Origin of the sequence: Corynebacterium urealyticum DSM 7109, assembly GCF_000069945.1 — a bacterium.
In the GTDB taxonomy this organism is placed as follows: Bacteria; Actinomycetota; Actinomycetes; order Mycobacteriales; family Mycobacteriaceae; genus Corynebacterium; species Corynebacterium urealyticum.
In genome coordinates, this window is sequence record NC_010545.1 from 42,636 (window position 1) to 54,377 (window position 11,742).

Consider the following 11,742-nt stretch of genomic DNA (forward strand, 5'->3'; position numbering starts at 1 on the left):
GGTGTGGTGTCGCAATGTCGAAGAACCAACCACGCTGCCACTGCGGCGGTGAAATGAAACGCAACGGCACCACCAGCAAAGGCACCACCAGATGGCGCTGCAAACAATGCGGCGCCTCCAGCGTCAAACGTCGAAACGACATCACCAACGCGGCAGTGTTCACCCAGTTCATCGAGCATTGCACCACCGCAATATCACTCGACGACCTAGCCAAACGAAACGGTGTTAGCCGCGCCACCATGAAGCGGCGCTTCAAGTGGTGCTGGCTCGTTGATGTGCCTGACCCCACCGCCGGCCACCACAAGCGGATCTACGACCAGGTATTTCTCGATGGCACCTACACCGCCGGTGGCTGCCTGATCGTCGCGGCGACCATCGACCACGTGATCGCCTGGCACTGGTGCAAACACGAAACCACCCGCGACTACCAACTGCTGCTTGAACGCATCGAAGCCCCACTCATCGCCGTCATCGACGGCGGCCAAGGCGCATACAGCGCAATCAAAAAGTGCTGGCCGACTACGAAAATTCAACGCTGCCTCGTCCACGCCCAACGCGTGGTCCGCCGCTACACCACCACCAACCCACGCACCGATGCCGGGCGCACCATCTACCGACTTGCGCTGAAACTGACCCGGATCACCACACTGGATGAAGCCGCCGCGTGGGGTGTGCAACTGCACGAGTTTTCAACGATCTACCGGGAATGGATGAACGAGAAAACCATGATCAAAGACCCCAAAACAGGTGCATGGACCCGCGTGTGGACCCACCACAACGTGCGCAAGGCCTACAACAGCCTCAACCATCTTTGGCGGTCCGAGATGCTGTTTGTCTACCTCAACCCGCCAGCAGGAGTCCTTGCGCCCGAGCGGATCAAATCCACCACCAACAGCTTAGAAGGCGGCATCAACGCCCAGCTCAAACTGCTCGCCAGAACCCACCGCGGCAGATCAGGCGAACGACAACGCCGCATGCTGGATTGGTGGCTCTACTTAAAAACGGAACTGCCTGACGATCCAGTACGAATCGCCAGGCAGTCCGACTGGGGCCAGGGCCAACTCGCCAAAGTATCCACCCTGACCCAACACGAGAACCAAGCCGACCACGAAACAGGACGCCCAGCCCTCTACGACAACGCTATCGACACCGACTACACCCACTCAATCGGCATTCAAAAAGGCCAAATCTAACCCCCGCGACACGCCGAGCCAGACACACATTTTGACCCTTAACCCTAAATCTGCGCACGGTGGTGTCTGACCGAGGGTAAATCTGCGCACGACCGATGGTGAATATGCGCAGACTGAACAGGAAAACCCGAACTTTTCGCGAGAGCGTCTTTTTCGGGCATACACTGCCGTTATGCTCCTTAATATCCCCCATAAAATTCAGTAACCCCGGCGATATGCGTCTAAAACGCAGGGATCTCTCCAGGGCTTTCATACACAACCGTAGCATTTGTTCCCATGGATTCCAACAACAATCTAACGAGCGATCTCGACAAGTGGTTCTCGCCTGCGCGGATGAGCACCTATGCCCACCACCCGGACCCTGAAGCTCTCTATCTCTGGAATACTCATGTCACCAAGGCTTTCCTGGAGGACCTCCAGCATGTCGAGGTGCTGCTACGAAACTGCGTAGACACCGCAGTCGCTCCGCGCTACGGGGCCAGGTGGTACACCAACCCGGCCATCCCGTTCGTAACACCGGCCAAGAGGGCCATCAGGAAAGCAGAACAACGTGCACGTACACGAAGAGAACCAACCCCACCGCCGGGGCGGGTCATCGCCGAACTCAGCTTCGATTTTTGGGCCTACCTGTTCACCAAGACCTACGCCTCGACCCTCTGGCCGCTGGTTCGTAAAGCTTTGATCGGCACACCGACACCTATTACTGACGGAAGCAAGCCTGGTGTCTTCGTCCCCAATCTCAACGAATTCAGATGTGAAGTCGATGTGGTCTACAAACTGCGTAATCGGTGTGCCCATCATGAGCCGATCATCAGACAGAACCGGCAGGACGAAAACGAAGATTTCGATCGAGCACAGCTAGCCATAGAGAAGTTGTCTACCTGGATTGACCCCTCTGCGGCGCAATGGATAGCCACCAACTCCAGACTCCCCGAATTACGGACTAGCAGGCCGTAGCTCAAGGTATGGGTTCACCATCGCGGGGAATGAGGCTGTGTTCGTAGGTTTGTGTCTGAACCCTGGTCCGACTCTGTCAGACCATGTGCAGGGCGCAGACCCGCAGGCCTGCGCTCAGAGAGCCTCGAATCCTTAAGGCAGGGACTCGACGAACTCCGGCAGCCAGTCAGTGATCATGCGGCCGGTGAGGAACGGAGTCTCCTCGGAGACGTACTTGCGGGCCTCGGTGTAACGCATCGTGCGCATCAGATCCACGACCTCAGCAACATCCGGCGCCTCGAAGGCGAGCATCCACTCGTAGTCGCCCAGGCCGAAAGACGATCACTGCGAACCAGAGCTTCCGTCAATGCGAGACCGTTTGACGATGGCGAGCCGCCTGCGCCGCTACGTCCTTGCAGCAAGGACCGAACCAGTACAGGAACGCCTCTCGGAGGTGATGGCAGTGCTACAGCTCACGAACGCTAAGCGCTGGCAACCATGGGGCGCAGAGTTGGAGAAAAGGCCTCGCAACGCTGTCAAGATCGCAAAAGTGACTATGCCAATACGGGGTTATCCAAACTTAAAAAGCAAACGGAAGCGTTCAGCGCAAAGAAGGTCTGTGGCCTACCAAAATTCGGCGTATTTCGACGAAGCCTACTCCCCGACAGATACTTACCCACACTGTCCGGGAAGACGCGTAGGAGCTTAATGTGTCCGGCAGGACAGCCCAGAGAACTGACTAAGGCAGGAATTCAGCCCCTACAGGGCAACGCTGGAAAAGAGTGACAGGACGTAAGCCATATACGGTTCCTCTTCCCCTTGTGGACGGCAATTCCCATCTTCCCCGATATCTACCCGCCATGGAACTCCTGGTTGGGGTTGCTCGAAAAAAGAGAAACGCCATAAGCAATAGGCGATGAGGTCGGATTTGCCTGGGCCAGGCCATCAATTCCCGGCTGTAGACGGAGACCCCGATTTTTGGGTTGAGGTCTTCCATAGCGCGTTTTGCCACGAGCAGTATGCCGCCGGTGCCGGCGGCCGGAGAGTAGACGGTGCGGGCCGGGACCTGGCCGTAGAAGCCGTGGCCGTCGCAGGAGAGCAAAACATCGACCATGAGACGACTGGTATCACGCGGAATGTCGAACCCAACGGCGACCTGCCAGTTTTCCGAAGATGAGCGGTACATCAGGTCCTCGGACAGATGCGCCAAGGCGTGGTGTCTCTTTCGGCGCTCAAGTATTAGCTAGCAGGGGCTCTGGGCGGGCTAGGCGCAGCAGGTTTAGCTATCCCGAACCGCCTTTGCCCTCTATTTTGCTTAACGTGCAGGACATGGGGTGGCAGGTTTCGAACTAAACGACGATCACGGGTGGAGAGGGAAAGTGTTCCCGAATTGCCGTAAAATATTCATAATTGGAATTACGGTGAAATTAACCCTTGGCTAACAGGTTTCAACCATCCCGACAGGATGTAGACCCTGCGCTAAAGGAGGGCGTTGATTTTCTCCCACAGGATCTTTTCGAGCTCACCCTCAATAGCAACGAGCTCTTTGTGGAGTTCTTTGAGGGAATCGCCTCTCCAGGTAAGAACCTTAAAATCGTCGGCGCCCTTCTTGGGATTCCTTTTTATGGTAATGGGGTCGTCGAACTGGATGGTATCCACAGGCAGCCCAAGTAGTTCATATGTTTCCGTATCCGTTGTCTCGCTCTGGAAACCGTGCGCTATCTCGTTGCGGAGATCAATTGCGGTTTTCAACCTCTCTAAGAGGGGCTCGGGAACATGGGGCTTGAGGGCTTCCTGCAGTTGAGTTCCTGAGCGTGTCCATGCTTTATCGATTGGTGGATCGAATGGACCAGATTCTGAGACTGCAACGATCTGTCCCGCAGCGTGTTCTGCCGCGGCTGCCTGAGAGATAACCAGGCCAATTTGGCGTAGATGCTCGTCACTCAGTATCTCCGAGCTGCCCCGGAATTTCACTAAACCCGTTTGGCGAACGATTTTCTCGGATATCGCTTTTAGCACGCAGTGCGCCTGCTCGCGCTTGTTTAGAGGATCACCGAGCTGGTCAGCGTATGAGTAGAAAAGGACTTTTAGTGTGTCTGGATCATCAGGAAGGTTTTGGGAAAATTTATCTCGGGTCATGGAATGTGTCCCCTGGCATTAGCGATGGAAAAAATTTCAAAAACTAGTCTGGGTGGTCAATACAACTTTTCGGTTTTTCGCGATGAAATTGGCTTACCCAGCCCTTAACCGAATTCAACATGTTTAACGAGCGGCGCAGAGAGTAGCCGTTCCGTGGGCGCTAGTATATCCTAAAGAATATACGAAATGAGGCACTCCGGGTTTACAGGAAAAGCTGTTGCTCTAGGGCTGGATTATGGTCAAAGGGACAGGTCTGTCGCTACCGCTTGATCTCAATGCACACCAGCACGTTGTCACGGCTTCGTAGAGTTCGTTTCGCGAGCGCATCTAGCATAAAGCTCGGTTAGAACATACCGATCTAAGGAACAAGGCTAGGTTCAGTAACCTGACTGCTAAGCATGGATAACCAGTATCGTTACTGGGCAGCGTTCCCGGTGTAATCGCTAAGAGTATTAGGCACTCGGGGTCTCGCGCTCATCAGGAAGAAAGAATGACGTAACGAGCGCGATGGTTTGGAAACCTATAAAGAAGAATATTGCCCACGCTCCATCCTTCAGTCCTTCATCGAAGATGAGGGGAAGTACGGCTAAAGCGAGTGTAGCCACGATGGATAGTCTCAAAAAGTTCTTTGGCGAGATGCGCTTACCGCCGCGGCTAAACCTGACGAGGGCATAGTTGATTGCTATGAGCACAAAAGAAAAATGAATCCGAGCACAATCCCGGGAAAAGCTGTCATTGTTGTCCAACCTCAAATTTCAATCTAAGCCCTGCTGCGTCCACTAACGCCGGTTATGGATTTCTAGAAACACCAACGCCCCCACAACTCCACGTGGAAGGTATGGGGGCGATTCGCTTGCGCAGGCCAAAGGCCTGCGCTCAGAGAGCCTCGAATCCTTAAGGCAGGGACTCGACGAACTCCGGCAGCCAGTCAGTGATCATGCGGCCAGTGAGGAACGGGGTCTCCTCAGAGACGTACTTGCGGGCCTCGGTGTAACGCATCGTGCGCATCAGGTCCACGACCTCAGCAACGTCCGGCGCCTCAAAGGCGAGCATCCACTCGTAATCGCCCAGACCGAAGGACGGAATCGTGTTCGCGCGGACGCGGTTGTACTTGCGGGCCTCCACACCGTGGTCGACCAGCATCTTGCGGCGCGGGGCGTCGTCCATGAGGTACCACTCCGGGGTACGGACGAAGGGGTACAGGCAGATCCACTCCTTCGGCTCCGGGTCCACCATGAAGTCCGGGACGTGGGACTTGTTGAACTCCGCTGGGCGGTGCAGTGCAGCGTTCGTGCGATAAGGGACAGCCGCCTTACCCAGCAGCGTCTCGCGGCGGAAGGCGCGGTAGAAGGCCTGCAGATCCTCCAGCTTCTCGCCGTGGATCCAGAACATGATGTCCGCCTCCGGGCGCATGCCGGTGAGGTCATACACGCCACGCACGGTCACGCTGGAATCCTTGTACGAATCCAGGAACTTCTGGAAGTCCTCAGCAACCGCCGCGCGATCCTCGCCGAGCACGCCGGCCTTGATCTCAAACGCCGACCACATGGCGTACTGGATCGTGTTGTTCAGCTTCTCGAAATCGATCTTCTTCGACATATCCGAGGCTGCCACCTTTCTCATCGTCACTTAATCCGCAGGTCATTCTACCTGCACGAAGTGCCGAGAACCACGACGGCAGCCTGTGCAACAACTGGAGAACAACTGCCGTCAGGCTGCCACCGTGGCCCATCACGCGCGCCGGGGTGACCCCGGCCACAGTCAGTGTTTAGGCGTTCACCTGCTTGGCCTGCGCCTGCACCGTGTTGATGCGCGCACCCAGGCGCACCATCAGCAGCACCAGGGATACGGCCAGCAGGATGTGGCCGATACCCGCCATGCCGGAGATCCCAGCATCCATGCCCTTGCTCAGTTCCGGGGTCTCCTCCAGCGGGCTACCGGCCAAGACCTGCAGCCAGCCGCGGACAGTCATCATCACCAGGGTGATCACCAGGCCGATGTTGTAGAGGTAGAAGAACCACGTGAACTGCTTCGACCCAGCCAGCGTGTAGAGCTTATCCAGGGCCAGCACCACCAGCGGGACGATGAAGCCCAGCACCAGCAGGTGCGTGTGCAGCGTGCTCAGCTGCGTGGCGTTATCGACCGGGAACTCCTTGAATTTGGTGACCTCCCGGTAGAACACGCCGCTGAGCATGCCGATCACGAGGTAAATGAAAGCGGTCGTAAACAGGGTCTTCTGCGCGTTCTTCATTGCGCTCATCCTTTTCTTTTCTGGTTTCTTGTTCTTCTTGTGGTGTCGTTTTTTAGTTATGGACGTCGCCCCGGCTGGCCTTGGAGACCATGAAGGCCGCCAGGAAGCCGATGACCAAGGCCGCGATCGCGGAGACCAAGGCCCAGCGTGTGCCGCTGGCAAAGGCCGCAACCACGGGGTCCAGCACCTGCCCCGGTACGCCCTGGCCACGCATGGCGGGGATCGCGGAGCCCGCCGAGGAGCGGGCGGCATCCGCCAGCTGGGCGGTGGTTCCGGTCAGGTCCCGGGAGTGGAACGCCATCCCGGCAGAGAGCATCGCGCCCGCCATCGCCGCGCCCAACGCCGATCCGAGCTGGCGGACCGTGGACTGGGTGGCCGAGCCCTGGCCGGACTGCTCCACCGGAACGTCCTTCAACACCAGGCTCGTCAGCTGCGCGGATGCCAGGCCCAGGCCCACCCCGTAGATCACGAGGGCAACGACGATCAGCCACAGTGGGCGGTCCGGGGCCTGCTCCGCGGTCAGCTGCAGAACACCGAAGACCTCCAGGCCCAGGCCCAGCAGCACGGTGCCGCTCGCGCCGATCCACGCCGCGAGGTGCCGGGCCAGCGCCCCGCTGAGGAAAGCGCCCGCCGCCATCGCCGCGAGCACCAGCCCATCTTCGGACCCTGAATGATCGCAAAGACCAGCAGACCGAAACCGATCGCGGAGAGCAGGAAACCGGCGACGTCGTGCCCCGCATCCGACCGGCCCTTCGTGTTCGGCACCAGCTTCAACGCCAACACGAAAAGCAGCACGCCGATCGGCACGTTGACCCAGAAGATCCACCGCCAGCCCGCGTACTCAGTCAGCAGGCCACCAGCCAACGGGCCCACCGCCGCGGCACCGGCCATGACCGCACCCCACACACCGAAGGCCGCCGCCCGGTCATCCCCCTGGAACAGGGAATTCACGCTGGACAGGGTGGACGGCAGAATCGCCGCCCCACCCACGCCCTGGACCACGCGGGCCACGATCAGCACCCCGGCCGAACCCGCCAGACCGGCGATCACCGAACCGAGAACGAACAGCGCCACACCGGCCAGGAACAACGTCCGCCGCCCCTTGGCATCCCCCAACTTGCCCGCGGTGAGCAGCAAGGCGGCGAAAACCACCGAATACAGGCTCGTCACCCACTGGGCACCCGCCAGATCCAGGTCCAGGGCCCCGATGATCGCCGGCATGGACACCCCGACGATCGTCCCGTCCAGCACGATCAGCGCCAGACCACACGCCAAAACCCCCAGCGCAGCCCACTTTTTCGGAGCATGCGATTGCGCCGAACCAGCTGCCGCCAGTGCGCTCTGCGTGCTTACTGCTCCACGGTTTTCCCTCATACTTAGAAAGCCTATGAACCCGCCCCGAAAAGCACATCAGCCGAAAGGTTGAACTTTCAATCAGCTGAAACACAAAACAGGTGCCGGTTGAGTGAAAGAAACTCGCTACTCTGGAAAACATGAATCTCCCACTAGACAACGTTGACCCCAAGGGGCTCGTCGAATACTCCGTCGTGTTCTCCGACCGCTCCCTGAACCACATGTCCGCGAAGTTCGTGGACGCCATGCAGGACATGCTCGGCATCCTGCGCGGCACCTACAACGCCCACTCCGCGGCCATCATCCCAGGTGGCGGCTCCTTCGCCATGGAGTCCGTGGCCCGCCAATTCGCGAATGGCGCCAAGACCCTCGTCCTGCGCAACGGCTTCTTCAGCTACCGCTGGACCCAGATCATCGAAACCGGCAAGATCACCGACCAGCACAAGGTCCTCAAGGCCAAGCAGGTCTCCACCGAGGCAGGCGCGCCCACCTTCGAGCCGATGGATATTAAGGACGCCACCGCCGCCATCGCCGAATACGAACCAGACGTGGTCTTTGCTCCCCACGTGGAGACCGCCTCCGGCATCCTCATCAGCGATGACTACATCACGCAGCTCGCCGAAGCGACGCACAAGGTCGGCGGCGTCTTCGTCCTCGACTGCGTGGCCAGCGGCACCCTGTGGGTGGACATGAAGAAGACGGGCGTGGACGTCCTGATTTCCGCGCCGCAGAAGGGCTGGTCCGGTAGCCCGGCAGCCGGCTACGTGATGTTCAGCGAGAACGGCCGCAAGGCGATGGAAAACACCCAGACCAGCAGCTTCGCGATGGATCTGAAGAAGTGGACCGCCATCGCCGACGGCTACGTGGATGGCGGCGCCGGCTACCACGCCACCATGGCCACCGACACCCTGCTGCACAACCTGGAGCTCATGAAGGAAGCCCAGGAGGTCGGCCTGGAGACCCTGCGCGCCAAGCAGGAAGAGCTGGGTGGCAAGGTCCGCGAGCTCTTCGCCGAGCGCGGCTACGCCTCGGTCGCCGCGCCGGACTGCGAGGCACCGTCCGTCGTGGTGGTCCACGCCAAGGACCCGCAGAAGAACTACGTCGCGGCCTTCAAGGAGGCCGGTCTGCAGATCGCGGGTGGGGTGCCGCTGATGATCGACGAGCCAGAGGGCCTGGCTACCTTCCGCATTGGCCTGTTCGGCCTCGACAAGTGGGCGGACGTCGACGCTGCGGTGCAGCGCCTGGCCGACGCGCTGGATAAGATCGAGTAAGAGAGCAACGTTAGTGCCCGAAGGGACCGTACCGCGCGCCGACGCAGATGCACCGGCCGTGGGGCGCGAGGTGGCCGTGGCCACCGCCCTTGGGCCTGGATGAACGTGGAGTAGACATGACGCACGCTGATGACAAGAGCGAGCACCCCGGCACCCCAGAGGACATTCTGCAGCTCGTCGAGGACTGGGGGCAGTCCTTCAAGATCCTTTCGGATCCGACGCGCTTTCGCCTGCTGCTGACCCTGCACTACCAGGGCCCGGCCCAGATGACGATGACGGAGCTGGCCAACGAGTGCGAACTCCGGCCCGCCACCGCCTCCGCAGCGTTGCGCTACATGTCCAACGCCGGCATCCTCACGGTGGAACGCGACGGCCGGCAGATGCTGTACTCCCTGGTCGACGACCGGATCCACCAGCTGCTGCACTACGTGGGCCGCAATAAGGATATGCACCGCCACGACTAGGCGGTGCTGGGGGTGCGTGGCTGCTACTGGGGTGATCTGGGCAGTGAGGGGGACCGGGAGCGCTATGCGCTTTCGGTGATCCGGGCGCCTAGCGCCTCCAGCAGGGCGCTGGCTTTGACCAGGATTTCCTGCCACTCCGCCTCGGGGTCGGAGTCCGCGACGATCGCCCCGCCCACCCCGAAGCTGGATTCGCGGCCATCGTCGATGAGCGTGCGAATCGTGATGGACAGATCCGCCTCGCCAGTGGGGGAGAGCCACCCAATCGCACCGGAGTACAGCCCGCGTGCAGTACCTTCCAGATCCTCGAGCAGCTCCATCGAGCGGACCTTCGGAGCACCCGTCATCGACCCGCCCGGGAAGCACGCCGCGAGGCAATCCACAGCATCCGCTCCAGTACCGCCATCCAGCTCGCCGGTGATCGTGCTGACCAGCTGGTGGACGTGGCTATAGCTCTCGACCGCGAACAGCTCCGGCACCCGCACGCTGCCCGGCCGACAGATCTTCGCCAGGTCGTTGCGGAGCAGGTCGACGATCATGAGGTTCTCCGCCCGGTCCTTCTCACTGTTCTGCAGTTCACGACGGTGCCGTTCGTCCTCAGTACCGGTGCCGCGCGGCCGGGTGCCCTTGATGGGCTTGGCCTCGACGAAGAGCGGGCCGGGGGCGGAGCCGGTGGGCGCGTTCGTGGGTGTACTGGTGCTCGTCGCTGCGCTGGTGGGTGTGCCTGGAGAGGACACAGCGGCTCGGCGGATACGCAGGAAGCGCTCCGGGGACGCCGAAAGCACATGGAGACCCGGTGCGCCAGCCTGCGTGGCGACGGTGCGCGACCTGGGGTTGACCGCAACAGGCGAGGGGGAGGCTGTGCCAGGATCCGTTGCCGGCGCAGCGCCGAGGCCGGGGAACTGCAGATAAGCGCCGTAGGGGACGGGGCTCGTGTTGCGCAACTGCTGATACGCGCCCCACGGGTCGGCCAGCGCTGGGCCGCGGGCGGTCGTGGTCAGGCATAGCTCGTAGCTATCCCCGGCCGCGATGTGCTCCTGGCAGGCCAGCACATTGGCCAGATACTGCTCGTGGCCGTGATCCAGCCGGTACTCGGTGGGTGCGCTGGCCGCTCGGTTCGTCACGATCGGCGCTGCGTCCGGGGCGTTGGAATCCTCGGCGTCCGCGGGGAAAAGCTCCCGCAGACCAGTGCCGAAACGGTCTTCGAGCTGCCGGAACCACGCCTCAGCCGGGCTGGCGTCCGGCGTGGGGCTCGTGACGGGGGTGGGAGACGTGAGAGGTTCGTCCCCTGGTGCGCCGCCGGGCCCGCCCGATGCCCCCGTTGGTTCCAGGGCCAGTGCGATCACCGCGCCATCGTGCGGGGAGAAGACCAGCCCCCGGTCCGCGAACAGAAGGGCGGCGTCCGGGTGACTGCGGTGGCGCAGAGGTGCGGCCCCGCCGTTCCCGGCACCGAGCTCAGCCACTGCCCCCTGCGCGGGTACAGCCGCATGCTTGGCGCCGAGCCCTGCCCCGCGCCGGGTGGCGCTGGCGAGCACGTCGGGGGAGAGGTTCTTCAACTCATAGCCGAAGGCGCCCACCCAGCCGAGCGCGAAGCCGCCCGTGAGTTGCGCCGGGAAGTCCTCCGGCACGTGGATGCGCCGCAATTGCCCTCGCAGCGCGTCATAGAAGGCGGCAGCATCCCCGGCGTCCGCACCTGCGGCCCCTACACCCGCAGCAGCGTCGCCGGCATCGGCGCAGGCGCTGCGCCCCGGGACGCGGTAAGCCACCGCGAAACCGGGACCAGCGGCCGCGCTGGCGTCGTCCCCAACCTCGGGAACTGGGCTGTGAACGGTGCCGTCAACAGCTCCGCGAACAGCGGCGCGGGCGGAAGAGAAAGCGAGAAAAGACCGCGCCGTATCGCCCTGAAACGCCGAACCAGAATCCAGAAAAACGGCATCCGCAGCCTCCCCGCCCTGGTGGCGGAGCGCGGCGAATGCCGTATTCGCGGCCCGGCGGAAAGCCCCCTGGCACGCGGAAACGCCGCGACCAGCGGAAATCGGGAAGATCCGCCAGCGCAGCGTCAGAGATCCGGGTTGCACGCCCGCGGCGCCCGCATCAGGGGTGGTACCGGCAGCGTGGCTGACCCACGGGTAGTGCAA

Annotated in this window: 12 protein-coding genes and 1 pseudogene; 4 read left to right on the top strand and 9 right to left on the bottom strand. The window is 61.3% G+C overall.

The annotated features are described in order from the left end of the window. The first annotated feature begins 14 nt into the window (after positions 1 to 14). Positions 15 to 1,193 (top strand): IS256-like element IS1249 family transposase, encoded by a 1,179-nt coding sequence (locus CU_RS00190; RefSeq protein WP_012359302.1) that lies wholly within the window; start codon positions 15 to 17, stop codon positions 1,191 to 1,193. A 276-nt stretch (positions 1,194 to 1,469) separates the two neighbouring features. Beyond that, the gene (locus CU_RS00195) at positions 1,470 to 2,150 is read left to right on the top strand and encodes an Abi family protein (RefSeq protein ID WP_012359303.1); all 681 of its coding nucleotides are present in this window, start codon (positions 1,470 to 1,472) and stop codon (positions 2,148 to 2,150) included. A 132-nt stretch (positions 2,151 to 2,282) separates the two neighbouring features. Here CU_RS00195 and CU_RS10230 read toward each other — a convergent pair. The 8 genes and pseudogenes from CU_RS10230 to CU_RS10850 form a co-directional block, all read right to left on the bottom strand. Then, a pseudogene (locus tag CU_RS10230) lies at positions 2,283 to 2,468 on the bottom strand (chlorite dismutase family protein); the annotation flags it as partial. Positions 2,469 to 2,868: 400 nt separating this feature from the next. After that, on the bottom strand, positions 2,869 to 3,339 hold the full coding sequence (locus tag CU_RS10840; RefSeq protein ID WP_012359306.1) for an N-6 DNA methylase family protein: 471 nt from the start codon (positions 3,337 to 3,339) through the stop codon (positions 2,869 to 2,871). 269 nt (positions 3,340 to 3,608) lie between these two features. Next, entirely contained in the window at positions 3,609 to 4,268 is a 660-nt protein-coding gene (locus CU_RS00205; protein ID WP_012359307.1) for a hypothetical protein, read from the bottom strand. Positions 4,269 to 4,720: 452 nt separating this feature from the next. Continuing rightward, positions 4,721 to 5,014, bottom strand: a complete 294-nt coding sequence (locus tag CU_RS00210) for a hypothetical protein (RefSeq protein WP_041628436.1) — start codon at positions 5,012 to 5,014, stop codon at positions 4,721 to 4,723. Positions 5,015 to 5,162: 148 nt separating this feature from the next. Beyond that, positions 5,163 to 5,867: a hydrogen peroxide-dependent heme synthase gene (gene hemQ, locus CU_RS00215; protein ID WP_012359308.1), complete on the bottom strand. Its 705-nt coding sequence runs from the start codon at positions 5,865 to 5,867 to the stop codon at positions 5,163 to 5,165. Between the two features lie 169 nt (positions 5,868 to 6,036). Beyond that, positions 6,037 to 6,519 carry a DUF2871 domain-containing protein gene (locus tag CU_RS00220; protein ID WP_012359309.1) on the bottom strand — a complete coding sequence of 161 codons (483 nt, stop codon included), beginning with the start codon at positions 6,517 to 6,519 and terminating at the stop codon, positions 6,037 to 6,039. 52 nt (positions 6,520 to 6,571) lie between these two features. Beyond that, positions 6,572 to 7,156, bottom strand: coding sequence for an MFS transporter (locus tag CU_RS10845; protein WP_328701738.1), 585 nt, complete (start codon positions 7,154 to 7,156; stop codon positions 6,572 to 6,574). Continuing rightward, positions 7,039 to 7,893 carry an MFS transporter gene (locus CU_RS10850; protein ID WP_012359311.1) on the bottom strand — a complete coding sequence of 285 codons (855 nt, stop codon included), beginning with the start codon at positions 7,891 to 7,893 and terminating at the stop codon, positions 7,039 to 7,041. Before CU_RS10850 ends, CU_RS10845 begins: the two co-directional genes overlap by 118 nt. A gap of 119 nt (positions 7,894 to 8,012) precedes the next feature. On the opposite strand from CU_RS10850, the gene CU_RS00235 reads away from it, so the two are divergent. Both CU_RS00235 and CU_RS00240 read left to right on the top strand, forming a co-directional pair. Next, the gene (locus CU_RS00235; protein ID WP_012359312.1) at positions 8,013 to 9,143 is read left to right on the top strand and encodes an aminotransferase class V-fold PLP-dependent enzyme; all 1,131 of its coding nucleotides are present in this window, start codon (positions 8,013 to 8,015) and stop codon (positions 9,141 to 9,143) included. Positions 9,144 to 9,259: 116 nt separating this feature from the next. Next, the gene (locus CU_RS00240) at positions 9,260 to 9,607 is read left to right on the top strand and encodes an ArsR/SmtB family transcription factor (RefSeq protein ID WP_012359313.1); all 348 of its coding nucleotides are present in this window, start codon (positions 9,260 to 9,262) and stop codon (positions 9,605 to 9,607) included. 62 nt (positions 9,608 to 9,669) lie between these two features. Here CU_RS00240 and CU_RS00245 read toward each other — a convergent pair whose 3' ends face one another. Then, positions 9,670 to 11,742, bottom strand: a complete 2,073-nt coding sequence (locus tag CU_RS00245) for an anthranilate synthase component I family protein (RefSeq protein WP_012359314.1) — start codon at positions 11,740 to 11,742, stop codon at positions 9,670 to 9,672.

Coding starts and splice junctions, on each gene's coding strand:
- CU_RS00195 (WP_012359303.1), top strand. CDS start 1,470: ATGGATTCCAACAACAATCTAACGAGCGATCTCGACAAGTGGTTCTCG.
- CU_RS00240 (WP_012359313.1), top strand. CDS start 9,260: ATGACGCACGCTGATGACAAGAGCGAGCACCCCGGCACCCCAGAGGAC.
- CU_RS00205 (WP_012359307.1), bottom strand. CDS start 4,268: ATGACCCGAGATAAATTTTCCCAAAACCTTCCTGATGATCCAGACACA.
- CU_RS00235 (WP_012359312.1), top strand. CDS start 8,013: ATGAATCTCCCACTAGACAACGTTGACCCCAAGGGGCTCGTCGAATAC.
- CU_RS00190 (WP_012359302.1), top strand. CDS start 15: ATGTCGAAGAACCAACCACGCTGCCACTGCGGCGGTGAAATGAAACGC.
- CU_RS10845 (WP_328701738.1), bottom strand. CDS start 7,156: ATGGCGGCGGGCGCTTTCCTCAGCGGGGCGCTGGCCCGGCACCTCGCG.
- CU_RS10850 (WP_012359311.1), bottom strand. CDS start 7,893: ATGAGGGAAAACCGTGGAGCAGTAAGCACGCAGAGCGCACTGGCGGCA.
- CU_RS00220 (WP_012359309.1), bottom strand. CDS start 6,519: ATGAAGAACGCGCAGAAGACCCTGTTTACGACCGCTTTCATTTACCTC.
- hemQ (WP_012359308.1), bottom strand. CDS start 5,867: ATGTCGAAGAAGATCGATTTCGAGAAGCTGAACAACACGATCCAGTAC.